23 protein-coding genes and 1 tRNA gene are annotated in these 24,864 nt (G+C 57.0%); 17 read left to right on the top strand and 7 right to left on the bottom strand.

All coding sequences use genetic code 11. The features are described from left to right. Window positions 1–21: 21 nt before the first annotated feature. Window positions 22–561 carry a cytochrome b gene (locus LSG25_RS06865; protein ID WP_370635968.1) on the top strand — a complete coding sequence of 180 codons (540 nt, stop codon included), beginning with the start codon at window positions 22–24 and terminating at the stop codon, window positions 559–561. Between the two features lie 540 nt (window positions 562–1,101). Here the strand turns inward: LSG25_RS06865 and LSG25_RS06860 are convergent. Next, complete coding sequence (locus LSG25_RS06860; protein WP_232743938.1) at window positions 1,102–2,004, bottom strand: LysR family transcriptional regulator; 903 nt, start codon at window positions 2,002–2,004, stop codon at window positions 1,102–1,104. Between the two features lie 258 nt (window positions 2,005–2,262). Here LSG25_RS06860 and LSG25_RS06855 point away from each other — a divergent pair, with 258 nt between their 5' ends. The 3 genes from LSG25_RS06855 to LSG25_RS06845 all read left to right on the top strand — a co-directional run bounded on the left by LSG25_RS06855 (window position 2,263) and on the right by LSG25_RS06845 (window position 5,753). Further along, on the top strand, window positions 2,263–3,222 hold the full coding sequence (locus tag LSG25_RS06855) for a Bug family tripartite tricarboxylate transporter substrate binding protein (RefSeq protein WP_370635999.1): 960 nt from the start codon (window positions 2,263–2,265) through the stop codon (window positions 3,220–3,222). Window positions 3,223–3,245: 23 nt separating this feature from the next. After that, a complete protein-coding gene (locus LSG25_RS06850) occupies window positions 3,246–4,763 on the top strand; it encodes a M81 family metallopeptidase (RefSeq protein WP_232743936.1) in 1,518 nt (505 codons plus the stop codon). Window positions 4,764–4,916: 153 nt separating this feature from the next. Next, a complete protein-coding gene (locus LSG25_RS06845) occupies window positions 4,917–5,753 on the top strand; it encodes a mechanosensitive ion channel family protein (RefSeq protein WP_232744602.1) in 837 nt (278 codons plus the stop codon). Here the strand turns inward: LSG25_RS06845 and LSG25_RS06840 are convergent. Next, window positions 5,741–6,526 carry an IclR family transcriptional regulator gene (locus LSG25_RS06840; RefSeq protein WP_232743935.1) on the bottom strand — a complete coding sequence of 262 codons (786 nt, stop codon included), beginning with the start codon at window positions 6,524–6,526 and terminating at the stop codon, window positions 5,741–5,743. The two genes, LSG25_RS06845 and LSG25_RS06840, sit on opposite strands and share 13 nt — an antisense overlap. Window positions 6,527–6,674: 148 nt before the next feature. On the opposite strand from LSG25_RS06840, the gene LSG25_RS06835 reads away from it, so the two are divergent. The 3 genes from LSG25_RS06835 to LSG25_RS06825 all read left to right on the top strand — a co-directional run bounded on the left by LSG25_RS06835 (window position 6,675) and on the right by LSG25_RS06825 (window position 9,055). Continuing rightward, the gene (locus LSG25_RS06835; RefSeq protein ID WP_370635998.1) at window positions 6,675–7,643 is read left to right on the top strand and encodes a Bug family tripartite tricarboxylate transporter substrate binding protein; all 969 of its coding nucleotides are present in this window, start codon (window positions 6,675–6,677) and stop codon (window positions 7,641–7,643) included. A gap of 104 nt (window positions 7,644–7,747) precedes the next feature. Continuing rightward, window positions 7,748–8,407 carry a 3-oxoacid CoA-transferase subunit A gene (locus LSG25_RS06830; protein ID WP_232743934.1) on the top strand — a complete coding sequence of 220 codons (660 nt, stop codon included), beginning with the start codon at window positions 7,748–7,750 and terminating at the stop codon, window positions 8,405–8,407. Window positions 8,408–8,416: 9 nt separating this feature from the next. After that, a complete protein-coding gene (locus LSG25_RS06825) occupies window positions 8,417–9,055 on the top strand; it encodes a 3-oxoacid CoA-transferase subunit B (protein WP_232743933.1) in 639 nt (212 codons plus the stop codon). A gap of 839 nt (window positions 9,056–9,894) precedes the next feature. On the opposite strand, the gene cysE is transcribed toward LSG25_RS06825, so the two are convergent. After that, window positions 9,895–10,842 (bottom strand): serine O-acetyltransferase, encoded by a 948-nt coding sequence (cysE, locus tag LSG25_RS06820; RefSeq protein WP_232743932.1) that lies wholly within the window; start codon window positions 10,840–10,842, stop codon window positions 9,895–9,897. Between the two features lie 74 nt (window positions 10,843–10,916). Then, a complete protein-coding gene (locus tag LSG25_RS06815) occupies window positions 10,917–11,690 on the bottom strand; it encodes an RNA methyltransferase (RefSeq protein WP_232743931.1) in 774 nt (257 codons plus the stop codon). A 107-nt stretch (window positions 11,691–11,797) separates the two neighbouring features. Between LSG25_RS06815 and LSG25_RS06810 the strand changes: the two genes are divergently transcribed. From LSG25_RS06810 to LSG25_RS06800, 3 genes are all read left to right on the top strand, one after another. Beyond that, window positions 11,798–12,589: an inositol monophosphatase family protein gene (locus LSG25_RS06810; protein ID WP_232743930.1), complete on the top strand. Its 792-nt coding sequence runs from the start codon at window positions 11,798–11,800 to the stop codon at window positions 12,587–12,589. A gap of 79 nt (window positions 12,590–12,668) precedes the next feature. After that, entirely contained in the window at window positions 12,669–14,243 is a 1,575-nt protein-coding gene (locus LSG25_RS06805) for a TerC family protein (RefSeq protein ID WP_232743929.1), read from the top strand. A gap of 59 nt (window positions 14,244–14,302) precedes the next feature. Beyond that, window positions 14,303–15,160: an undecaprenyl-diphosphate phosphatase gene (locus tag LSG25_RS06800; protein ID WP_232743928.1), complete on the top strand. Its 858-nt coding sequence runs from the start codon at window positions 14,303–14,305 to the stop codon at window positions 15,158–15,160. Here LSG25_RS06800 and LSG25_RS06795 read toward each other — a convergent pair. The 3 genes from LSG25_RS06795 to LSG25_RS06785 form a co-directional block, all read right to left on the bottom strand. Then, window positions 15,157–15,924, bottom strand: coding sequence for a UDP-2,3-diacylglucosamine diphosphatase (locus LSG25_RS06795; protein WP_232744600.1), 768 nt, complete (start codon window positions 15,922–15,924; stop codon window positions 15,157–15,159). The genes LSG25_RS06800 and LSG25_RS06795 overlap by 4 nt on opposite strands. After that, entirely contained in the window at window positions 15,917–16,426 is a 510-nt protein-coding gene (locus tag LSG25_RS06790; protein WP_232743927.1) for a peptidylprolyl isomerase, read from the bottom strand. Before LSG25_RS06790 ends, LSG25_RS06795 begins: the two co-directional genes overlap by 8 nt. A gap of 140 nt (window positions 16,427–16,566) precedes the next feature. Continuing rightward, window positions 16,567–17,388 (bottom strand): tetratricopeptide repeat protein, encoded by an 822-nt coding sequence (locus tag LSG25_RS06785; RefSeq protein ID WP_232743926.1) that lies wholly within the window; start codon window positions 17,386–17,388, stop codon window positions 16,567–16,569. A gap of 187 nt (window positions 17,389–17,575) precedes the next feature. On the opposite strand from LSG25_RS06785, the gene cysS reads away from it, so the two are divergent. The 7 genes from cysS to LSG25_RS06750 all read left to right on the top strand — a co-directional run bounded on the left by cysS (window position 17,576) and on the right by LSG25_RS06750 (window position 24,659). Further along, the gene (gene cysS, locus LSG25_RS06780; RefSeq protein WP_232743925.1) at window positions 17,576–19,024 is read left to right on the top strand and encodes a cysteine--tRNA ligase; all 1,449 of its coding nucleotides are present in this window, start codon (window positions 17,576–17,578) and stop codon (window positions 19,022–19,024) included. 16 nt (window positions 19,025–19,040) lie between these two features. Beyond that, window positions 19,041–19,685 (top strand): DNA-3-methyladenine glycosylase, encoded by a 645-nt coding sequence (locus LSG25_RS06775; protein WP_370635997.1) that lies wholly within the window; start codon window positions 19,041–19,043, stop codon window positions 19,683–19,685. Between the two features lie 35 nt (window positions 19,686–19,720). Continuing rightward, entirely contained in the window at window positions 19,721–20,686 is a 966-nt protein-coding gene (locus tag LSG25_RS06770; protein ID WP_232743923.1) for an acetyl-CoA carboxylase carboxyltransferase subunit alpha, read from the top strand. 43 nt (window positions 20,687–20,729) lie between these two features. Continuing rightward, window positions 20,730–21,701 carry a tRNA lysidine(34) synthetase TilS gene (gene tilS / locus LSG25_RS06765; protein ID WP_232744599.1) on the top strand — a complete coding sequence of 324 codons (972 nt, stop codon included), beginning with the start codon at window positions 20,730–20,732 and terminating at the stop codon, window positions 21,699–21,701. A gap of 105 nt (window positions 21,702–21,806) precedes the next feature. Further along, window positions 21,807–23,069 (top strand): aspartate kinase, encoded by a 1,263-nt coding sequence (locus LSG25_RS06760; RefSeq protein ID WP_232743922.1) that lies wholly within the window; start codon window positions 21,807–21,809, stop codon window positions 23,067–23,069. 131 nt (window positions 23,070–23,200) lie between these two features. After that, window positions 23,201–23,293, top strand: a tRNA-Ser gene (locus LSG25_RS06755). 166 nt (window positions 23,294–23,459) lie between these two features. Further along, window positions 23,460–24,659 carry an integrase arm-type DNA-binding domain-containing protein gene (locus LSG25_RS06750; RefSeq protein ID WP_232743921.1) on the top strand — a complete coding sequence of 400 codons (1,200 nt, stop codon included), beginning with the start codon at window positions 23,460–23,462 and terminating at the stop codon, window positions 24,657–24,659. The last annotated feature ends 205 nt before the right edge of the window (window positions 24,660–24,864 follow it).

Below are 24,864 nucleotides of genomic sequence, written 5' to 3'. Positions count from 1 at the left end.
ACCACACTTGCTTGCATGACCATGATTGAACAAGCTTATATGTACCGACCCTATGATCCGATTACGCGTTTTTTTCATTGGGCGACGGTGTTATTGATTGTCGCCCAGTTTGTCCTGGGCTGGATTATGCCTGACGTGCATCGCGATACTCATCCCGATGGGCTGATCGGATGGCATTTATCGATTGGTGCCGCCTTGGTGTTGGTCGTTGTCTTGCGTGTACTCTGGCGGTTTACGCATCAGCCTCTTCCCGATCATGACGCTTCTTGGCTGCATCTGATTTCGCGCGTCACTCATTTTTTGCTGTACGTAGTGCTCGTTATAACCCCGTTTCTGGGATGGGCCAATGCGTCTTCGCGTGGCTGGTCGATTCGGGCGTTTGGCAGCGTGCCTTTACCGCCGTTGGCGCAACAGGGATCGTCCGTGGGCCATTTCATGGGTGATGTGCATGGCGTGATGGCGTGGGTTCTTTTTGCACTGATTTGCCTGCATGTGCTGGCCGCCATATTCCATCACTTGGTGCTCAAGGATGGGACGCTAAAAAAAATGGCGCCATGGTAAACGGCTTGATGCGTGAGCGGTTTTCATGCTGCGCGTGTAATTACCTGTTATTACAGAACTATTTCCAGTAATCAAATTGTTTTCCCGCCGCTTATCCACAATTTGAGTGGATAAGTCAGGCGGGTATTTTTATGGCTGTCGATAGTGCTGTCGGGAAGTGGGTATTTCGCTCTCTGCCATCGAAAATCGCCGGTGTTTGAGTGGAAATTGCAAAGAACTTCCTATTTTGGGCGTTTTGCATCCCTTAGTAATAATTGATTGATCTATAAACGGTTTTCCGACTAATGCCCAGGTTATCAATGATTTTATCCACAGTCGACGGGGATAACTCGGCGCCACGGAGAGCGAGGGATGCACTATTTTCCCTAAAAGCCCAAAACACTAAACCTTAGGCAAGGCGGCAGCAGACACAATGATCGAGATGGGTTGAGTGATGATTCAGCCCTTGCTGATTTCGTCGATAATTTCTTATGCGACCCGTTATGCCTGTTCTAAGGAAGTGGTATCGCACCTCGGAGCGGGAAAGATTCACCGCCCTACTTATGCCGATTGCAGGCCTTTGATTACCTCAGCGGTAATCTCAAGAAAACGTTGGGTCACGGCCGACAGAATACGATTTTTCTGAGTAACCAGGCTTAATTTGGTCTCGAGCAGTGGTTGTTTGATTTCGACTAGTTTCGGCAGACCTGGCAATTTGAGCCCGCCAAAGCTCTTAGGAGCGAACGCAATACCTAAACCTTTCTCGACCATCAATAGCATGGGCAGAGTCTCTGTTCCCCAGTACACCACATTGGGGGAGAAACCGCAGAGTTGGCATGACTCGATAAGCAGATTGCTGATGCCTTGCCCTTGAGTGGGGCTATGCATCAAAAATCGTTCGTTTTTCAGGTCGGTGAGCGAAACGCGGTGATTTTTCAACAAGCGATGGCTCTTGGGTAAGGCCAGCAGCAAGGGTTCGGAATACAGAGTCATGGTCTGGAGATCTTCGGTTTTGTACGAAGTTCGAAAAATACCTATATCGATCTGGCGATTTCGCAGTCGCTCCAGCATATGAGCCGTTTCGCCTTCGTGGACTTGTACCGAAATATCCAGTTGCCTGGCCCGCAGTTCTTCCATGACTTTCGGAATAATAAATAAGCTGGCCGCGGTGGAACAGCCAACTGTTACCGTGCCCCGGAGGCCTTTGCTGCTTTCCGCCACTTCCTGGGCCAGCGCCTGCATCGAGGCGAGCAGTTCCTTGGCTCTTCTGTAAAAAATCTGGCCAGTATCGCTAAGGATCAGACGATTGTTAATGCGCTCGAACAGCGTGGCTTCCAACTCATCTTCCAGCTTGCGGATCAGAATGCTTAACGGAGGTTGAGTCATGTGCAACTTGATTGCTGCTTTGGACAGATTGCCTGTTTCAACGACCGTTACGAAACATCGCAAGCGATGTTCATCCATCGATGTCTTCATTTATAACTATATAAATAATATATGGAAATTAGATTAATTATATATTAGACGCGAGAGTTTTGTGTTCCTATACTTCCTGACCCAGATGTAGGTCAGCGCATTGACCTGGCCTACAACTTTGCACGGCACCGGCTTTTTTCGAGTCTGGGTGCGGGTGTGTATCGGTAAATCTAGAAAGAAGCGTCAATTCGTGGAATTAAGGAAGACAGGAGCAATTCAGTGAAATATGTAAAACAGTTGTTGGGCATGTTCGTGGCCGCCAGCATGGCCGTGGCATTACCGGTTTTTACCGCACAAGCGGGGCAGCAGTGGCCGGCCAAGCCATTCAAAGTGGTGGTTCCTTATCCTGCAGGTGGTTCGGCTGATATTATTGGTCGCCTGATTGCCAAGAAATTAAGCGAAAAATTTGATCAGCACGCCATCGTTGATAACCTGTCGGGGGGAGCCACGGTACCAGGTGCGTTGGCTGTGTTAAGAGAACCGGCCGATGGCTACACCCTGTTCATGGCCAGCGATAACACGCTGAACATCAATACGCATTTGATGAAGAAGCTCCCGTATGACGGCGACAAAGATTTCACTCCGATCACTGTTGTCAATACCTATCCGCATTGGTTGATTGTGAGCGCCACCAGTCGTTATAAGAACTTCAGCGATTTCAAGCACTACATTGAAATGCATCCGAATAAAGTTTCGATCAGCGTCAACACAATCGGCGGGGCTGCATACCTGGCTTTGTCCAATTGGCGCCAAGAGAATCATCTGAATTTTGAAATAATTCCTTATCGTGGTTCGCCTCCGGCCGTATCGGATCTTATCGGGGGTCAGACGGATGCCCATGTGGATGTTGTGGGCTCGTCGATTTCCTACGTAAAAGGCGGAAAAGTCAGGCCGATCGCGGTATTGCAGTCTACGCCTCTAAAAGAGTTTCCTGATGCTGAAACTCAGAATTATGACGATCCCAAGGCCCTGACCGTACGTTCCAATTTGTCCGTCGTGGTGAAAAAAGGTACGCCCAAGGAAGTGATAGACAAGTTATATGCGGCAATCAAAGCAGGGGTGCAAGAGCCAGATTTTGTACAGGCTTTGGATTTATTCAAATATGCACCTGTACTCACACCTCCCGAACAGGCTGCGCAGTTTCTGAAGGATGAAACCGTGCGCTATGGAAAATTGGTTCAGGCCTCGGGCTTGCAAAAACAATAGATTGGCATTCCCAGGAGTTTTTCATGAAAGTGGTTGTTGCTCTGGTTCGACATGAAACCAATACTTTTTCACCCCTGCATACTGAACTTAGTTCTTTTTGCCGAGGGACAGGTGGCGACGGCCCCGCTTATGCAGAACAGGCTCGGCAAGCTTGTCTCAATACCAATAGTGCGGCAGCCGCCTATATGGATTTGGCTGATCGGCTTGGGGCGGATGTGGATTTTTCCATCTCGGCCAATGCGGTACCTAGCGGTACAGTGACCCGACACGCGTTCGATTCAATCGCCGACACGATTGTCGCGTCGGTGCGAAAGGGTTGCGATGTGGTCATGCTTGATCTTCATGGCGCGATGGTAGCCGAAGGCTATGCGGATGCAGAAGGAGAGCTGCTGAAGCGGATACGGGCGGTTCTGCCTGATGGTGTTCCAATTGTAGTGGCGCTCGATTTTCACGCTAACTTTAGTCCCGAACTGATTCACAATTCGACGATCATTACCGGCTATTGCACGTACCCCCATATCGATGTTTACAAGACCGGGGAGCGCGCAGGAAAGACTTTGGAATCCTTGCTGAAGAAGGAGGTCGATCCGGTCATTTTGTGGCGCCGTTTGCCGATGCTGACTCATATGCTCAAGCAGACTCCGTCTATGCAACCCATGAAAGACATCATGGATAAGGCCATGGCCGCCGAAGCACAAGGACAGGTTCTGAATGCATCCGTTTTTGGCGGCTTCCCTCTTGCCGATATTCCTCACGTGGGTTTGTCGGTGGTTCTTGTCGTGGATAGGGAAAAGCAGCAGGACGGACAGTTATTGCTGGATGAGCTATGCGAACTTGCGTGGCAGCGGCGGGAGGAGTTCATTTTTCCAATCGAGCCTTTGGCAGAGTCGATTGCCAGAGCGAAACAATTTTCAGAGGGCCCTGTTGTACTGGTTGATCACGGCGACAATTGCGGGGCGGGCGGTCCGACGGATGTGATGGCTGTGCTGCGTGAAGTCATGCGCCAGGGATTGACGGATGTGGTGGCTGGCCCGTTCTGGGATCCCGTTGCCGTAGATCAGTTGATCCAGGCGGGCGTGGGAGCGGAATTGACGCTGGATATCGGTGGTAAGACCGATATGCCTGCTTTGGGATTGAAGGGCGAGCCGTTACGCGTCACGGGTAAAGTCGTTAAGATTACCGACGGCACGTACACCGTGACTGGGCCGATGTTTACCGGCATGCGGCTCAGCATAGGGAAAACGGCAATCATCGATACGGGTGGCGTGCTGATCTTCGTATGCGAAAAACCCCAAGAGCCCTACGATACCGGTTTGTTTACCCATGCCGGAGTCGATCCTGCCACGAAAAAATATGTGCTGATCAAATCGCGCCAACATTTCCGCGCCGGGTTTGAGCCTCTAGCCAAGCATATCGTTTTGATAGCAGGGCCAGGCGTGTGCAGTTCCGATTATTCGCTATTTCCGTTTCAGCATCTTGCCAGGCCCATCTACCCGCTGGATGAGGACATCCAGTTGGAACAGAGTACGGAAACGTTTTAGGCTTTGCTAATTTCGAGTTTGCGGCGCGCAAAAGTCTCGTCTCATTCGAGGCAGGATTTGGCCGTGTTCAGGCCGGTGCGCGCCGCCGCGTCATTTTGTTTTGGCTCAAGTATAGGTACTATCGATGGTTTAGCACTTTGTTAGTGGATTTCTATCGTGAACAGCCTGCACCAATTTTTTCTGTGGATCCCCAGTTTTGCGGATTTTGGCCTGAACCTGCTTACTGCTCTGGTCATACTGATTGCGGGGTGGACAATTGCGACCCTGGTGGGCAAGGCAGTACGCTCCGCAGCGGCCAGATCGTCCAAAGTCGACCCCACAATAGTGCCCATGCTCCGTTCGATCGTGGAGTGGTCCATTCGTGGTTTTACCCTGATAGCTGTACTAGCCCGGTTCGGGGTGCAAACGGCCAGTATTATTGCCGTGCTGGGTGCTGCCGGACTGGCTATCGGCCTGGCTTTGCAGGGAACATTGCAAAACATCGCTGCGGGGATCATGCTTTTGGCTTTGCGGCCGCTGCGTGCCGGAGAGTACATTTCGGTCGTGGGCAAGGCCGATGGCACTGTTGAAGAGGTGGGGCTGTTCCTGACGCGTATTGTGCAAGTGGACGGCATACATCTTACGTTGCCCAACAGCCTGGTTTGGGGCAATCCCATCCTGAATTTCAGCCGCAACGCTACGCGCCGCCTCGATCTGCAGGTGGCGGTGAGCTATGGCGACGATCTCGATCTGGCCATGGAAAAGTTGCGTACGCTGGTGGAACATCACGAGCTGGCTTTGCAGACGCCCAAACCGCAAGTCATGGTCAACGAATACCGCGATAGCGCGGTGATGATCAATATCCGTGTCTGGGCTGAAAGCAGCCGGTATTGGGATCTGAATTTCGACTTGTATCAAGCGGCACGCAAGACGCTCGAACAGGCCGGCCTGCGTTTGCCCATACCGATCCGTGAAGTGCGGACTTTGAATGGCGCGGATCAGGCCGCGTGAACCCGGTGCGAGATTTCCTGTAGCTCGGCCTGTATCAGGGCGGCGATTTCGCGTTGCCGCTGCGCCGGCATGCGTTCGGTGATGGCGGTGACGCTGATGGCCAGGTAGGGGTTCTTCTGTTTGTCCAGCAAGGCGCATCCTACTCCCAGCGCGCCACGCACCGCGTGGTTTCCCACGACCGAATAGCCTCGCGTGCGTGTGTTTTCGACCAGACGCCGCATTTCGCGCGCCGTCATGCCGCCATACAATTCGATTTGATCGCTGTTGCGAGCAATGATTTGTTCAATACGGGCGTCGGGCAGGGCCGCCAGCAAGGCCATGCCGCCCGATCCCACACCCAGGGGCTGGCGTTTGCCGGCATAGGTGGCCAGTATCTGCACAGGGTAGGGGCCGATCTCCCGCCACAGGCTGAGCGACTCATGGTCGTCCTGCACCACCAGGAAGACCGCGTCGCCGGTGGCCTGGGCCAGCTTTTGCATGGATGGGCGCGCCAACCCGATGCGCGGATCTTGCACGGCCGGCACGGCGGCCGGCTCGCCCAGATTGGATGCAAACCGCTTTGTGTTGCCCACGCCCTTGACCAGTTCGCTTTCGATCAGTGCCGCAAGCAGGCGATAAATGGTGGGCCGCTGCAGACCGGTTGCGCGTGCCAGAGCGGTTACACTCAGGCCGGTATGCCCGTGCGCTCGCAGTGCGGCCAGCACCTTCAGGCCGCGCCGCAGAGTCCGCGGTCCGGCGGCGCTGGCTTCGGTGTCTTTATCGTAGTCGGACATGTCTGTATGGGCTCAAGTGTCCGCAGGGCGTACAGGTGGTTTTTAAAAAAACCGATTTTATCGGAAAATCTTTGTCTAATTATAAAACTGTCCAGCTCATGGACATTTAATCCTGGAGAGGAAAGTGTCAATACACACGAAATTATCTATCGCCATCAAGGCGCTTGCGGCAACAGCGGCGATTTCCGGCGTGCTTGGTTTTTCGGCCACGGCGTCCGCAGCCTATCCCGACCATCCGATCCGCATGGTCGTCGGTTTTTCGGCCGGCGGCACGACCGACGTGGTCGCGCGCATCCTGGCCAAGGAAGTCAGCACCGAGCTGGGGCAGTCGATTGTGGTGGAAAATCGCCCCGGCGCAGGCAGCAATATAGGCGCCGAGATCGTTGCGCGCGCCAAACCCGATGGCTATACCCTGTACATGGTCGCTGTCACGAGTGCGATCAATCAAACCCTGTACAAGAATATCAAATTCAATCTGCTCAAGGACTTCGCTCCGATTGCGCTGGCGGTCAAGGTGCCTAATATATTGGTCGTCAACCCCAAGCTGCCGGTGCATAGCGTCAAAGAGCTTGTCGAGTACGCCAAGGCCCACCCGGGTACATTGAACTTTGCCTCCTCGGGCAGCGGCACCTCGATCCATATGGCGGGCGAGCTGTTCAAGCAAGTGGCCGGGGTCGATATATTGCACGTTCCCTACAAGGGCAGCGCGCCGGCCGAAACCGATTTGATGGGCGGCCAGGTGCAGCTGATGTTCGACAATATGCCCGCGGCATGGCCACACGTCCAGGCCGGCAAGTTGCGTGCCCTGGCGGTAACCACCGCAGAGCGTTCCAAGACGGCGCCCGACCTGCCCACCATGCGGGAATCCGGCTTTCCCTCATTCGATGTGTCGTCATGGTTTGGCGTGATCGCTCCGGCCGGCACGCCGGCTGATGTCGTCAACAAACTTAATGGAGCGATTGAAAAAGCCTTGCTCAAGCCTGATGTCCAGGCTCGTTTCAAGGATCTGGGCGCTGTGTCGGTCCAGACGACTCCGGCCGAGTTCGGCGAGTTCATGCAGTCCGAAGTCACCAACTGGGCCAAGGTCGTGAAGGCGTCCGGCGCGACGGTGGATTGATTCCTTGTCAGCGTCAGCCATCGGCGTTTGCCGATGGCTGAATCCCTTTGTTTTTCAGTTGTTTCCCGATTTTTGATGTTTTTCCACGCGAGCGTGAGTGCAGCATGATTTCGAAAATATTTTCCAGTGTCCGAGAGGCGGTTGCCGATATGCCTGACGGTTCGACCGTCATGGTGGGCGGGTTTGGCATGGCAGGCCAGCCTCTGGAACTGATTGATGCCTTGCTGGAGCAAGGCGCCAAGGATCTGGTGATTATCAATAACAACGCCGGCAATGGCGATACGGGCCTGGCTGCCTTGCTGGCGGCGGGCCAGGTACGGAAGATTATCTGTTCATTTCCGCGCCAGACCGATTCATATGTTTTCGATGGCTTGTACCGGGCCGGCAAGCTGGAGCTCGAACTGGTGCCGCAAGGGAATCTGGCCGAGCGCATACGCGCGGCGGGGGCGGGCATAGGTGGATTCTATACGCCTACAGGCGTTGGTACCTTAATTGCCGAGGGCAAGGAAGTGCGGCATATCGACGGCCGCGACTACATGCTCGAGTATCCCTTGCATGCCGATTACGCCTTTATCAAGGCCTTGCGTGCCGATCGCTGGGGCAATCTGGTCTATCGCAAAACGGCCCGCAATTTCGGGCCCATCATGGCGACGGCGGCCCGTGTAACCGTGGCCCAGGTCAGTGAAATCGTCGAGCTGGGCGAGCTCGATCCCGAAACCGTTGTGACTCCAGGCCTGTTTGTGCAGCGCGTGGTCGCTGTCTAGGAGGCTGAAATGAAACGTTTGAATCGTGAGCAAATGGCGGCGCGGGTTGCACAAGACATACCCGAAGGCAGTGTTGTCAATTTAGGTATAGGTTTGCCGACCAAAGTGGCGAATTATCTGCCGGCGGATCGCGAAATCATGCTCCACAGCGAAAACGGAGTCATAGGCATGGGCCCGGCGCCGGCGCCGGGCAGCGAAGACCCCGATTTGATCAATGCTGGGAAGCAGCCGGTAACACTGCTTCCGGGCGGAGCTTTTTTTCATCATGCCGACTCGTTCGGGATGATGCGCGGCGGTCATCTGGATATCTGCGTGCTGGGTGCTTTCCAGGTGTCGAAAACCGGCGATCTGGCCAATTGGCATACCGGCGAGCCCGATGCCATTCCGGCTGTCGGCGGTGCCATGGACTTGGCCATGGGCGCCAAGTCGGTCTATGTTCTTATGGAATTGCTGACGCGCGAGGGCCAGAGCAAGCTGGTCGAGCGCTGCAGCTATCCCCTGACCGGCGTAGCCTGCGTGTCGCGTGTCTATACCGATGTGGCCGTGTTCGAATTCAGGAACGGCCAGGTGATTCTGCTGGACGATCTGGCGGGCATAGGGCTGGACGAACTGCGCCGCCTGACAGGCCTGGACATTGTCGCAAACTAGCGTGTTTTTGGTTTAAGTGCTTACAGCCGCTGATTGTGTTTCAGCGGCTGTTGTTTTGAGCCGTTCAGGTTTTGGTTATTACTTTGGACGAGTAGTTCTATAAAGACGCCGCAGGGTGGGCGGTGCTGTGCAGTCCGGCACGTCCAGCGGTCGTGGTGCTACGCACCCCGACTGCCCGGGTCTGCCTCGTCCAGGCGGGCGTCGGGCGAACTCGCCCGGCCTCGCGAGGCCGGGCTCAAACAGGGCCCGCCGAAAGCCCCCGCCTTCCCTTCGTCAGCACCCGGCGCTGGACTACCGCCGGACTGCACAGCACCGCCCACCCTGCGGCTTGCGTTGAGGTAATGCCTCGAGGTATACATTGGGGAAGCCGCGTTTAGCCAATCACAGGCTACGTTGAGGCGGTGGGTGCTTTTAGTACACCCAGTCGTCAATCCAGGTAGATGTGGCGACGTGATGGAGGCATGAGTGCGGGCACGTTAACGGTTCTATGGGTGCAGGCCCATTAACTATCGGTGCAAGCACATTGGTTCCAGGCAAGCCCTAACGTGAGCCGTCTATCGGGGCTTGGGGTCAGGGCCGGCGTAAGGCGTGCGCCGGATGCTACCGTAGGGAAGGCGGGGGCCTTCGGCGGGCCATGTTTGAGCGCAGCCGCGCCAGCGGCGTAGCGAGTTTGGCCCGACGCCCGCCTGGACGAGGTAGATCCGGATCAAGCACGCCGTGCCGGTCCTGACCCCAAGCCCCGATAGACGGCGTCTTCAAATACCAAACCGTCGAATGCACAGTAAACACTTCGAACAAAAAATGCGCTGGAAATGACGCTCCACCGAGGCAAGAACGGCTTATTCGACCATGCGGTTCAGGCGCTCGGCATCCAGCGGCGTCTGACCGTTTTCCACGCGCTGTCCCAGTTCCTCCATGGCCTTGCATAATTTACCGATGCGTTTTTCCTGGCTCGCCGCATGATTGATAAGCTCATGCAATACCTTGACCAGAGGATCGTCGTCATTTTGATCGACCCCGTACGGGGCAAAGCCCTCCGTATGCTGGGCGGTTTGTTCGGGCCGATTGTTACGGCGCAACAATTCTTGCAGGGGCTTGCCGTTCCAGTCGGTTTCACAGGGCGAGCGCTCGCCTTCGGCGGAATTTGCCGGCGTCGCGGCCGGCGTCGGTACAGCGGCGCCGGCTGCGCTATCCGGAACGACAAGCTCTTGCTCGGCGTCCAGGCCGGCAGGCTGCGCTTCACTACTTGGCGCAGTTGTCGCGCCCGTGTCTTCCCTGAGTATGATGCGGGCTGGATTGCCGACTGCGGTAGCGCCGGCTGGAACCGGCTTGACAACGACCGCGTTGGAGCCGATGCGCGCATCTTCGCCCACGGTAAAGCCGCCCAGAATTTGCGCTCCGGCGCCCACCACCACTCCGCGCTCAAGAGTAGGGTGGCGTTTTTCGCCTTTGTACAGACGCGTGCCACCCAGCGTTACACCCTGGTAAATGGTGCAATCATCGCCTATGGCGGCGGTTTCTCCGATAACCACGCCGAAGCCATGATCGATAAACACGCGGCGTCCAAGCGTAGCCCCGGGGTGGATTTCTATGCCGGTCAGGATGCGGCCCAGGTGGGAAATGAAACGGCCCAGCCATAGCCAGTTGCCGCGCCATAGGCGGTGTGCCAGGCGATGCACGAGAATCGCATGCAGGCCCGGATAACAGGTCAGGACTTCCAGACGGCTGCGAGCGGCGGGGTCGCGCTCGAGAATGCAGGAAATATCTTCGCGTAGTTGTGTCAGCATAGGGGGAATCTTAATGCAGCCTTGTTTGCATTACAGGCTAAACCATATATTTTGTCGGATATTCCAGTATATGGCTATGACTTGTTTGCCGTTTTTATCATGGCCGTGCATAGTCCGCGCAGCATATCGACTTCGTCTTTGCTGAGCGCATTGCGCGCGAACATGTGGCGCATGCGCGGCATGAGCTTTTTGGGGTGCAAGGGATCCAGAAACTGGACGCTGACCAGAGCCTGTTCCCAGTGTGTCATGAGCGCCTGGATTTTTTCATTCGAGGCGGGCTCGTCGCCCGCCTGTGCGTGGCCTTCGGTTTGAGGCAGCAGCGGCAGGGATGCGCTGAGAGCAAGCGCATAGCGCAGCTCCCAGGCAGCCAGTTGCAGAGCCTGCGCCACATTGAGCGAACTGTATTCCGGATTGGCCGGTATGTGGCAAATGCGCTGGCACAGGGAGATGTCGTCGTTGGTCAGCCCGGACCGTTCCGTGCCCAGAACGATGGCGATTTGCCCGTCCGGGTATGAATTCAGGTGCTGGCAGCCCAAGCCGGCGGCTTCGCGAATGTCGCAGGCGGGAGGGCCCAGCATCCGTGCCCTGGCCGTCAAGGCGAAGGCCAGGGTGACCGGAGCCAGGGCCTCGGCCAGCGTTGGAACAATACTGACCGCGGCGAGCACGTCGCCGGCTCCGCTGGCCAGGGAATGCGCTTCAGGAAGGTCGAGCACATCGGGGAATCGAGGGGCAACCAGGCAGAGATTCTGGAACCCCATTGTCTTGATGGCGCGTGCCGCCGCGCCGACATTTCCCGGGTGGCTGGGATGCACCATAATGAAGCGAACGCGTGAAAATGCCTGAGTCATTTAAAATAACTGGTTTCCATAAGGTGTTGACTGACTATTTAGGCCTTGTTCAGGCCAAATTTGGTTAAGCTAAGCACTTACGATCTTTTTGTTTAATACGGAATTTTATGCACCCGATGCTCAACACCGCCATCAAGGCGGCACGCCGTGCCGGCACGATTATCAACCGCGCCAGTCTTGACCTGGAACGTTTGCAAGTGGCACGCAAAGGGCCTAAAGATTATGTCACGGAAGTCGACCAGGCGGCTGAAGAAGCCATTATCGACGTTTTGCGTACAGCATATCCCGATCATGGCTTTTTGGGCGAAGAGTCCGGCCTGCAACTGGCCCCAGGCCAAAATGCCGATGCTCAAGCTGAATTCCAATGGATTATCGATCCCCTGGACGGTACCACCAACTTCATCCACGGTTTTCCCGTGTATGCGGTGTCGATTGCCCTGGCCCATCGCGGGCAAATTACCCAGGCCGTCGTATACGATCCGTCCCGCAATGAACTGTTCACCGCCAGTCGTGGCGGCGGCGCTTTTTTGAATGATCGCCGCATTCGCGTATCGGGACAGTCCCGCTATCACGATGCCCTGCTCAGCGCCCATGTGCCCGGGTCGGCGGGGGGGGCCACTCTGTCTTCGCAGTTTTCCAGCCTCTTGTCTGAATGCGCCAGCGCGCGTCGCGTTGGGTCCACCGTGCTTGATCTGGCCTATGTGGCCAGTGGCCGTTTCGATGGCTTTTGCGGTGTCAATCTGAAGCCATGGGATGTCGCCGCCGGAAGTCTGCTCGTACTTGAGGCGGGCGGCCTGATTGCCGATTTCGACGGCGAGCAGGGCTGGATGAAAAGCGGCAGCGTGCTGGCGGCCAGCCCCAAAATATTCACCCAGATGCTGAGCTACGTCCAGGCATAAGCGGGGTGTTGCACGAACGCGGTGGCGTATGGCTTGTCGTGGCGATAAGCGATTGTTTTTCCATTAACGGAGCTCTCTGATGGAGTGGATGCTGGACCTGTCGTCATGGGTCGGCTTGTTAACCCTGGTCGTTCTTGAAATTGTTCTGGGGATAGACAATTTAATTTTTATTGCCATTCTGGTCGAGAAGCTGCCGCCCGCCCTGCGCGACCGGGCCCGGGTAATGGGATTGTCGCTGGCGCTGGTCATGCGCCTGTTGCTGCTGTCGGTGATGTCGTGGCTCATCAAACTGACAGACCCCTTGTTTTCTGCCGGCCCCCTGGCTTTTTCGGCGCGCGATCTGATACTGATCGTGGGCGGTTTTTTCCTGCTGTTCAAAGGCACGATCGAGCTGCACGAGCGTATAGAGGGGCGCACCGCGCACGTGTCGGGTTCGCGCCTGCATGCCAGTTTCTGGGTCATCGTCACGCAAATCGTGATTCTGGATGCGGTTTTTTCCATTGATGCCGTAATAACCGCCGTGGGCATGGTCGATCACCTGGCCATCATGATGATGGCAGTCATCATTGCCATAGGCGTCATGCTGGTAGCGTCCAAGCCCTTGACGCGTTTTGTCAACGCCCATCCCACCGTTGTGGTCCTGTGCCTGGGGTTTTTATTGACGATCGGCTTTTCACTGGTGGCCGAAGGCTTCGATTTTCCCGTGCCCAAGGGCTATCTGTATGCCGCCATTGGTTTTTCGGTGGGTATCGAAGCCCTCAACCAGATTGCGCGCCGCAACTTGCGGCGCGTGGATGCCAAGCGCCCCATGCGGGAGCGAACGGCAGAGGGCGTGCTTCGCATGTTGGGCAAGCGCCCGATAGAAGGCCCCGAGCAGCAGGCTGAGGTATCCGAGGCGCCGGTGCCTGTGTTCGGCGTGGAGGAACGCAATATGGTCAGCGGCGTGCTGACGCTGGCGGATCGTTCCATACACTCGATCATGACGCCGCGCACGGATGTTTCCTGGATCAACCTGGACGATGCGCCGGCCACGCTGCGCCAGCAGATTGCCAAGGCGCCGCACAGCTTTTTTCCGGTATGCCGGGGTTCGCTGGACGAGGTCATCGGTATAGGCCGCGCCAAGGAAATGATCGCCGACCTGATCACGCAGGGAAATATCAAACTGTCGCGCCTGCGCGATCCCATCATTGTGCACGAATCCATAGGCGTTCTGCGACTGATGGATACACTCAAGCGCTCGCGCGGCCAACTGGTCCTGGTTACCGATGAGTTCGGCGAAATCGAAGGGGTGGTCACGCCTATTGATGTATTCGAGGCGATCGCCGGCGAATTCCCCGATGAGGATGAAACTCCCGACATTGTTGCCGAAGGCGATGATCGCTGGCGTGTCGATGGCGCGGCCGACTTGCATCATCTGGAGCAGGTGCTGAATACCGAAGGCCTGGTCGATGACGACGAAGGCTATTCGACCCTGGCTGGATATTTGCTGGAGCGTTTTGGGCATCTGCCCGCTCCGGGCGATAGCTGCGAATTGAAACAACCTTACGCCACTTACCGGTTTACAGTACTGCGTCTGGATGGACGGCGCATCGCTACTGTGCAGATCGAACGCCAGCATGGATCGCAGATCGACGATATCGACGATCAGGATTAGCGTGTGGCGCCGGATTGCTCCCCTGTCGAGTGACGATTTTCTTTATGTCTTGAGGATGTATGACCGAAAGCACGTTTTATTTTATCAAGGCCTTGTTTCTGGGCATTATTGAAGGTTTTACCGAATTCATTCCGGTATCAAGCACCGCGCACCTGCTGTTGATTGGCGACTGGATTCATTTTTCCTCGAACGACGCCAAAGTCTTCGAAGTGGTGATCCAGTTCGGGTCCATACTGGCCGTCATGTGGGTGTTCCGGGAGCGCTTGTGGCAATTGATACGCGGCACGTTTGGCGGTGTGCGCAGCGAGATGATGTTTACGCGAAACCTGCTCGTTGCCTTTTTGCCTGCGGCGGTGATAGGCGCCCTGGCAATCAAATACATCAAGGCCATGTTTCATCATCCCGCTGTGTTTGTCGTGACTCTGATTGTGGGCGGCCTGATCATGTTGTGGGTGGAACGCAAGCCCCATTTTTCCAAGCACGCGACCGAGGCCGACGATAGCGTGGCCAACGAGCATGTGTCGGCCCGCACCCTGGAAGAAATTACCTGGAAGCAGGCACTGATCGTCGGTTTCGCTCAATGCCTGGCAATGGTGCCCGGCACGTCGCGGTCGGGAGCAACCATTATCAGCGGCATGATGGCGGGAATACAACGCAAGACGGCAACCGAGTTTTCGTTTTTCCTGGCCATGCCCACCATGCTGGCGGCCACGGCCTACGATCTGTACAAGCACGGCAGCGTGCTGTCCGGACAGGAAACCACTGCAATTGTCATTGGCTTTGTCGCGGCGTTTTTAAGTGCGCTGGTGGTTGTGCGTGCGGTGTTGCGCTTTGTCTCCAGGCACACATACCGTCCTTTTGCCTGGTACCGGATTGCCCTGGGTCTGGTGGTGCTTGCCTGGCTGGCCCTGGCCTAAGGCAGCCGGCAAAATTCGGGACCGTTCCGATCGATTGTCAGCCAGCCGCCGCGTGGAGGCTGGCTGTGGTCGTAATCCCAGTCGGGCAATACGATACGGGTGCAGGCCCGAGTGCCGATCTGGATACGATGGAACGCCGGGCGGTGCGTGTGGCCATGCACCATCAGGTTGATGCCGGTGGCTGTAAAGGCCTGTTCCACGGCGCTGGGCGCGACATCCATGATGCGGTTTGTCTTGTAGCGGTTCGACGATTTGCTGCGGCCCCTGGCCCACGCGGCAATCTTGCTTCGCAGGCTCAAGCTTAGCGATAGAAACAGGCGCTGCACGCGCGGGTTGCGCACCACGCGGCGAAAGCGCTGGTACGCGAGGTCTTCGGTGCAGTATTCGTCGCCATGGCTGAGCAGTACGTCGCCATAGTCTGTCTGCAGGCAGCAGGTATCGGGCAGCAATTGCGCACCCAGGTCATCGACCAGGGTGGCGCCCATTAAAAAATCGCGATTGCCATGGCCCAGCCAGAGCGGGATGGCTTGCGCCGTCTGGCGGAATTTCCGCATTGTTTCGATCAGCCAATCGGGGGGCGCCGCCAGGGCAAAGTCATCGCCTATCCAGGCATCGAAAATATCGCCGCATAAAATCAAGGCATCCGCCTGGGCGCATGCCTTGTCGAGAAATGCGTGGAAGGCAGCTCGCGTGGCCGGTGTTTGGGGCCCCAGATGAATATCCGAGGCAAACCAGACCGCGCCCGCGAGCCGTATCTTATTCAACAATCGAGGCTTTCTCGATAATGACATCTTCAAGAGGCACGTCTTGGTGGAAGCCTTTGCTGCCGGTTTTGACGGCTTTGATTTTATCGACGACATCGGTGCCTTCGACCACCTTGCCAAAGACGGTATAGCCCCAGCCGTTGGGAGTGGGGGCGGTGAAATTCAGGAAATCGTTGTCGGCGACATTGATGAAAAACTGCGCGGTGGCCGAATGCGGATCGCTGGTGCGGGCCATGGCCAGGGTGTAGCGGTCATTCTTGAGGCCGTTGTTGGCTTCGTTGTCGACGGGCGCGTGGGTTTGTTTTTGTTTCATTCCAGAATCGAAACCGCCGCCCTGGATCATGAAGTTGTTGATGACGCGGTGGAAAATGGTGCCGTCGTAAAAGCCTTCTTCCACATAGGTCAGGAAATTAGCGACGGTTTTGGGGGCTTTTTCAGCGTCCAGGGCGATAATCATGTCGCCCATATTGGTATGTAGTTTGACGCGGGGAGTTGTGCTCATTACAGATTTACCTTGAGTAGAGGTTGAAGAGGCTGCCTGCGCTGCGCCACCAGGGCAAAAAGCCAGCGACGCGGCGCAAACAAGGGCAAAAGTGCGTACTGAAGGACTCAAAACGCGGGTAATAAAGGAAAGTAGGCGCATTAGTCTGCTTTGTTTTCAGATGGTTTCTTTTGATTCGGGCTGTTTTCGAGAATGGACTGGGTTTCCACGGCTTTGCTGCGCGCATTGCTGACTCCCAGTTGGGCGGCCTGTTCGAATGACTGCCGGGCAAGCATAAGCTGCACCTGCCCCATATTGGCTTTGGCGGTAGGGTAATTGGGGTTGGCGGTCAGGGCCATTTGCAACGCATCCCGGGCCATTTCCAGTTTTCCCTGCTTGATATACAAGGCGGCGAGATTGTTCCAGGGCTCGGGGAGTTCCGGATAGAGCGTGGTCATGTTCTGGTAAATCGTGATGGCTTTATTGCTGCGCCCCAGGGCTGCCAGCGCCCGCGCATGCAGGAACAGCAGTTGGACATCGGTACCCAGCATATAGCCTGACTGCTCCTGGGCAATGCGCTTTTCGATAACATCGAGAGCTTGCTGGTTTTGTCCCTGGTTCAGCATGGCGCTGATGCGGTCGGTGATCTGCGAGGCCGTCAATGGGATTTCAGTATCTACGCTGGGTGTCAGAGCCTCGAGCACATTGGCCAGCCCCTGCCAGCCGCCGTCCTTTTTGGGAGGTTCGGTAAAGAGCTTGGCGCCGTTTTTTTGATGAGCGGGTGTGCCGACCGGGACCACCATTGAAGTAGACTGTGGGCTTATTCCCTGGGCATCGCCCAGGCCGGTTGACGAAAGAGACGCGGAGAGATCGACATGGGGCTGGAGTCCGGTCGCCGTTGTTTGAGCAATGGCAGCGCGGCACGACAGGCTGCCGGTGAGCAGGGCGATGACTACAAGAGGGCTGGCTAGGTTTCGAAACACAGACTGCGTACCTATATATGTGTAAAAGAGGTTGGTTTGGTGTGAGCGCGCTATTATTTTTTCCCGCTTGCTATACTTATCGACCGCCATTTTAGCCTTGGTTCGAGCCTGGGACGAGTTTTTCGGCATTGAAACCCTGGCCGCTTCGGCGTTAAATCGTCATTTAATCAGAGATCCATCACTGCGCATGCTGCACATTTATAACACCCTTTCCCGTGCCAAGGAGCCTTTGAAAACGGTCGAGCCCGGCAAGGTTCGCATGTATGTTTGCGGCATGACCGTCTATGATTTTTGTCATTTGGGGCATGCGCGCATGCTGGTGAGCTTCGATGTGGTGCAGCGCTGGCTGCGTGCCAGCGGCTACGACGTCAATTATGTACGCAACATCACCGATATCGATGACAAAATCATCCGACGTGCGGTGGAAACCAATCGGCGCCTGAATCAGGTTACCGAGTTTTACATTGCCGCGATGCATGCCGACGAGCATGCGCTGGGGGTTTTACCGCCCAGCGCGGAGCCGCGTGCAACCGAACATGTCAGTGAAATGCTGGGTATTATCGGGCGGCTTCAGGCCAATGGCCTGGCCTATCAGTCGGCGGACGGCGACGTTAATTATTCTGTGCGCGGGTTTGCCGGGTATGGAAAGTTATCGGGTAAATCGCTCGATGACCTGCGGGCGGGCGAGCGTGTGGCCGTCGCCTCCGGCAAGCGCGACCCGCTTGATTTCGTCTTGTGGAAATCGGCAAAGGCCGAAGAGCCGCCCGAGTCCAAGTGGGAGTCGCCCTACGGTCTTGGGCGCCCCGGCTGGCACATTGAGTGTTCCGCCATGAGCAAAGCGCTTCTGGGCCTGCCCCTGGATATACACGGCGGCGGCCCGGACCTTAAATTTCCCCACCACGAAAACGAAATTGCTCAAACCGAGGGGGCATTTGGCGGTACGCTGGCCAATATCTGGATGCATTGCGGGCCATTGATGGTGGATGCCGACAAGATGTCCAAGTCTTTAGGCAATTTTCGTACCATTCGTGAAACCGTTTCCGGCGGCGCCAGCCTGCCCGACGATGCCGCATCGTACCCGGTGAATCATCGGGAGGCGGAAATGCTGCGTTTCTTTATCGTGCGCAATCATTACCGCAGCATGCAGAATTACACGCCTGATAATCTGCTCGACGCGCAGAATTCGCTTGACCGCCTGTACCAGACGCTGCAAAACGTGCCTCCCGCATCCGTGAAAATCGATTGGCAAGACCCGGCGGCTCAGGGCTTTCGTGCCGCGATGGACGATGACTTCAATTCTTCGGGCGCGGTTGCCGCCCTGTTCGAACTGGCTTCGGAGGCCAACCGCACTGGGTCCGCGCAGTCGTCGGGCTTATTGCGTGAGTTGGGGGGCGTGCTGGGACTGCTGCAATCCGATCCAGCCGCCTATTTGCAGTCGCCCAGCCGTTATCAGCGCGGTGGCAGTGTTGCCATTGCGCTTCCGGAAGAGCGTATCGATGCCTTGATCGAAGCGCGGGCCGCGGCCAAAAAAGAACGCAATTTTGCCGAGGCCGATCGGATTCGCACCGAACTGCACGAGGCGGGCATCGAGCTTGAAGACAAGCCCGGCGGTCTTACTCAATGGCGCCGCGCTTAAGGGAAGGGGCATGACGATTCAATCAGCAAGCATAGCCGCCGACAAACCCCATTTTTGGGATGAGGCATCCGCGCATTTGATGAAACGCGACCGGATACTGAAAAAACTCATACCCAAGCATGCTTCCGAGTGGCTGTCACCCACGGCCACGCCTTTCATCACTCTGGCGCGCGCCATCATTGGCCAGCAAATTTCGGTCAAGGCCGCCGATGCGGTGTGGGCCTGCTTTACCGAGCATTGCGGGCGCCGGCCCACGCCCGGGGCGGTCATGCAGGTAGAGGAAGAAGTACTGCGCGAGGCAGGCCTCTCCAAGCGCAAGGTCGTATACATACGTGATCTGGCGCAACATTTTGCCGAAAAAAAGATACGCCCGGCCGCCTGGACCGATATGGACGACGAAGCCGTTATTGGAGAGTTGTGTGCGATTCGCGGCATTGGCCGCTGGACCGCCGAGATGTTTTTGATTTTCAATTTGCAGCGTCCCGATGTTTTGCCTTTGGACGATGCCGGCTTGCTCAAGGCAATTTCGTTACACTATTTCAGCGGCGAGCCCGTCTCGCGCTTTGAAGCGCGCGAGGTAGCGCAAGCCTGGGCCCCGTGGCGTACTGTCGCAACCTGGTATTTATGGCGCAGTCTTGACCCTCTCGCCATTCAGTACTAAACAGAGTGAATTCACTCGTCTGGAAACCTGCACTTATGCGTAATACTTTCCTCGAATTTGAACAACCCATGGCCGAACTTGAGAACAAGATCGAGCAATTGCGATTTGTTCAGACTGACTCCGCGGTTGATATTTCCGAAGAGGTCGGGCGCCTCCAACAAAAAAGCCAGACCCTGGCCAAGAGCATTTACGCCAAGCTGACTCCCTGGCAAACGGCCCTGGTGGCGCGCCACCCGCAACGGCCGTATACCTTCGATTATGTGCGAGAGATATTTACCGACTTTCATGAGCTGCATGGCGACCGCATGTATGCCGACGATCTTTCCATTGTGGGCGGTCTGGCACGCTTCAACGGCACGCCCTGCATGGTGATCGGCCATCAAAAAGGGCGCGACACCAAAGAGCGCGCCATGCGCAATTTCGGCATGCCGCGGCCTGAAGGCTACCGCAAGGCCCTGCGCCTGATGCGCCTGGCCGAAAAATTCCGCGTGCCGGTGTTTACTTTTGTCGATACGCCGGGCGCCTATCCCGGCATCGGTGCTGAAGAACGCGGGCAATCCGAAGCCATAGGCCATAATCTGTACGCCATGGCCGAGCTCAGGGTGCCCATAATTTCCACCATTATCGGGGAAGGGGGCTCGGGCGGCGCGCTGGCCATTGCGGTGGGCGATGTGGTCATGATGCTGCAATACTCCACCTATGCGGTCATCTCGCCCGAAGGGTGCGCTTCGATCCTGTGGCGTTCCGCCGACAAGGCGCCCATCGCGGCGGAAGCGCTGGCCGTCACTGCTCCGCGCCTCAAGGAGCTGGGCCTGATCGATCGCATCGTCAACGAGCCTGTGGGCGGGGCGCACCGCGATCCCGTCATGATGGCGCGCCAGCTCAGCCGCGCTCTGGCCGATTCCCTGCGCCAGCTCTCCGGCATGACGGCCGACCAACTGATCGAGCACCGCCTGCAGCGGCTGATGACCTACGGCCGTTTCACCGAGACCCGTGCTTAAAATTGGCCCCGGAGCGTTTGGCTCGGCGGCGCTGGTTCAGGCTATTGCCGCAGCGGTCGCCGGCTTGCCCGATCGACCTTCCAGTCTTGGTGTAGGCATTAGCGGCGGCGCCGATTCGGCCATGCTGGCGGTGCATGCCACGCTTTTTGCCCGGCAGCAATTATTGCCCCTGCATTTTTTCCACATTCATCACGGCCTGCAAGACGCGGCGCAGCAATGGCAGGCGCATGTCCACGACCTGGCCCTGCGTCTTCAAGTCCCTTGCCACAGTGTCAGGGTGCAGGTCGATCTGTCGCAAGGAGACGGTATCGAGTCGGCGGCCCGCGACGCGCGTTATCAGGCTTTTGCGCGGCTCTCGGAACAAACGGGCGTGCGGCATGTTCTATTGGCGCATCATCGCAACGATCAGGCCGAAACCGTGCTGCTGCGCTTGCTGCGCGGTGCCGGCCCCGGCGGTCTGGCTGCCATGGCGCCGTGTTCCACGCAATACGGCCTGACGTACCTGCGTCCCTGGCTGGATGTGGATCGCCCGGCCATTCTTGCCCTGGCGGATTCTTTTTCCGAGTTGAGCGGCTGGCACCCGGTGCTCGACCCCACGAACGCCAACGACCACTACACGCGCGCCGCCCTGCGTGAGCGCCTGGTACCCGAGCTCGATGCGCGCTGGCCCGGGTGGCAGCGCAATCTGGCCCGCCATGCGCGCCTCAGCGGCGAAACACAGCAGATTCTGGATGAGGTCGCGGCCGCCGATTTTGCCGGCCTCGAACCCGCGCCCGATCAGGGCAGTTTTTCGCTTGCCGCCTGGCGCGAGCTGTCGCCGGCGCGCCAGGCGCTGGTCTTGCGCTACTGGTTGGCGCTGCAGGGGCAGCGCATGCCGACCGAGGCCCGTTTGTCGGACCTTATGCGTCAAATGCGCAGCCTGCATGCCTTGGGCCATGACAGGCAAATGCAGGTCAAGCATGGCCAGGTATGGATTCGCTGCCGTGTGGGACGAGTGTTGCTGAGCGCAGCCTAGCCGGGTTTGCCGCGGTTTCCGCGCCGCAAAGCTAAGGCATTGAAAAAAAGCTAAAATAGTCAGCTTTGTCTGTCTAAAGACAGTGTCCTTGATGCAGAGTGGAAGATGTCCCTGATTGTTCACAAATATGGTGGCACGTCGATGGGCTCGGTAGAGCGCATCCAGAACGTGGCGCGCCGCGTCGCCAAATGGCATGCTGCCGGCCACCAGGTCGTGGTGGTGCCGTCGGCCATGTCGGGCGAAACCAATCGCCTGCTGGGTCTGGCCAGAGAAATCAATTCGCAGCCCGATGGCCGCGAGCTCGACATGCTGGCCTCAACTGGCGAACAGGCCAGCAGCGCCTTGCTCGCCATGGCCTTGCAGTCGCAAGGCGTGCCGGCTCGCAGCTATACAGGCTGGCAGGTTCCTGTGCGCACGGATTCATCCTATACCAAGGCGCGTATTCGTTCCATCGACGATGCACGCTTGCGCGCCGATCTCGATCTGGGGCGCGTTGTCATTGTGACCGGTTTCCAGGGGATTGACGACGAAGGCCATATCACCACTCTGGGGCGTGGCGGGTCGGATACATCGGCCGTGGCCATCGCCACGGCCCTCAAGGCCCATGAATGCCTGATTTTTACAGACGTGGATGGTGTCTACACGACCGACCCGCGCGTGGTGCCCGAGGCTCGGCGCATGACCGTTATTTCCTTCGAGGAAATGCTTGAAATGGCGTCGCTGGGGTCCAAGGTCCTGCAAATTCGTTCCGTGGAATTCGCAGGTAAATACCGCGTACCGGTGCGTGTGCTGTCGTCGTTGACCGATCCCCTGTTGCCGCTTGAAGAAGAAATGACTTCGGGCACTCTAATTACTTTTGAGGAAGACCAGAAAATGGAAGCCGCTGTCGTATCAGGCATCGCCTTTAGCCGCGACGAAGCCAAAGTCACTCTGTTGGCCGTACCGGACACCCCGGGCGTCGCTTATTCGATTCTGGGGCCGGTGGCCGCCGCCAATATCGACGTCGACATGATTCTGCAAAATCAGTCGGTCCAGGGTACGACCGATTTTTCATTCACCGTCAATCGCAACGACTTCGTCCGCACGCTCGACTTGCTGAACAACCAGATCGGCCCCGCTGTCGGCGCACGTGAAATCGTATCCGACGACAAGGTATGCAAAGTGTCCATCGTGGGTATCGGCATGCGCAGCCACGTCGGCGTTGCCAGCCTGATGTTCCGCACGCTGTCCGAAGAGGGCATCAATATCCAGATGATCAGCACCAGCGAAATCAAGACCTCGGTGATCATTAACGACAAGTACATGGAACTGGCCGTGCGCGCCCTACACAAGGCATTTGAACTGGATCAGGACAAAAGCGCGGTCTGATCCAAAGAGTGGGGGCAAGCGATTGCCGGTTTTGACACCCCAAGGGATGGCTGCTTCCTGCGCACAAGGTCTTTGATCATGCCTTTGCCAGACAAGCAGTCTATTCTCGTGATAGAATTCTGGACTCTTTCGGAGACGTGGCCGAGTGGTTGAAGGTACTCCCCTGCTAAGGGAGCATGCGGCTTATACCCGCATCGAGGGTTCGAATCCCTCCGTCTCCGCCAATAACCTGTCTAAGGTTGTCTGAAGTAGTCTAAAAACCCGCATGTTTAAACGCATTGCGGGTTTTTTGTTGTCTGGAATAGTCTGGGGTAGTCTATTGCCATCTACCCCCAAATAGGGGTAGATTCGGGGGTATCGTCAAATACCCCCTGGATGAATACCCCCAAAATGGCCCTGACCGATACCACCATTCGACAAAAAGCCCGCCCCCAGGCCAGTGCATTCAAACTGACTGATGGTGGTGGCCTGTTCCTGTATGTCACCCCAGCGGGTTCCCGGCTTTGGCGCTGGAAGTACCGGCACGGCGGCAAGGAACGATTAATGAGTTTCGGCGCGTACCCTGATGTATCACTTGCCCAGGCGCGCGAGTTGCATAGACAGGGCAGGGCCGTTCTAGCCACGGGTATCGATCCAATGGCGGCGCGCAAGGCGGAAAAGCAGACTGACGCCATGACGTTCCAGGCGGTGGCCGAGAAGTGGTACCGGCACTGGAAGCCAGGTAAGACGGCGAAGCATGCCAAGGACGTATGGCACCGGCTGGAACTGGATATATTGCCCACATTGGGCAGTGTGCCGGCCGGCGATCTGACGGCGGCCAATGTCCGCGACTGTGTGAAGGCTATCGAGGTGCGGGGCGCGCTGGACATCGCCAAGCGCCAGCTACAGAAGTGCAGCCAAATCATGCGCTATGCGGTGGCCCATGACTTGGCCGAGCGCAACCCGGTGGCTGATATTCAGCCATCCGACATTTTGCCCGCCCGCAAGAAGCGTAACTATGCGCGCCTGGATGCCAAAGACTTGCCGCAATTGCTTCGAGACATGGACGCCTATGTGGGTGGCGAACATACCCGGCTGGCCCTGCAACTGATGGCGTTGACCTTTGTCCGCACCGGCGAATTGATCGGCGCGAAGTGGGGCGAGTTTGATTTAGATGCAGCCCGCTGGAACATACCCGCCGAGCGTATGAAGATGCGCACCCCGCATATTGTGCCTTTGAGCAAGCAGGCCGTGGCAGTGCTAGAAAAGCTGCAAGCCGTGTCCTATGACCGGGAATTTGTCTTTCCGGCGGATACGGGCAAGCCTACCCACATGAGCAATAACACCATCCTGTATGCGCTGTACCGCATGGGCTACCGGGGGCGCATGACTGGGCACGGGTTTCGGGGCATCGCTTCCACTATCCTGCATGAGCAAGGTTTTAATCACGCACACATTGAATTGCAGCTTGCCCACCAAGAGCGTGACAACGTATCAGCGGCCTACAACCATGCGTTATATCTGGTTCCTAGGGCCAAGATGATGCAGGTCTGGGCCGACCATCTGGACGCCCTGCGCGTTGAAAATGTGGTGGCGATACGGCGGGCCTGATTCTGCTAATGGCATGATGTGCTTGCATAGATGCCACGCCCTGGGCATAATGACATCGTGCCCGCAGACATCGGGCGCCTGGTTTAGCAGCCAGAAACTACAGGCGGGACGACCGCCATAGGCGGTATTTTTTTGTCCTGCGTCAGCGTCCCCTATGGGCGGCGGTGGCGGGGATACCTTCGGGTATGCCGGTTACCTGTAGCCG

It is taken from the genome of Paralcaligenes sp. KSB-10, from assembly GCF_021266465.1.
In the GTDB taxonomy this organism is placed as follows: Bacteria; Pseudomonadota; Gammaproteobacteria; order Burkholderiales; family Burkholderiaceae_B.
Note: the sequence above shows the minus strand (reverse complement) of the source record. Positions and strands in the feature narration are given on the sequence as shown.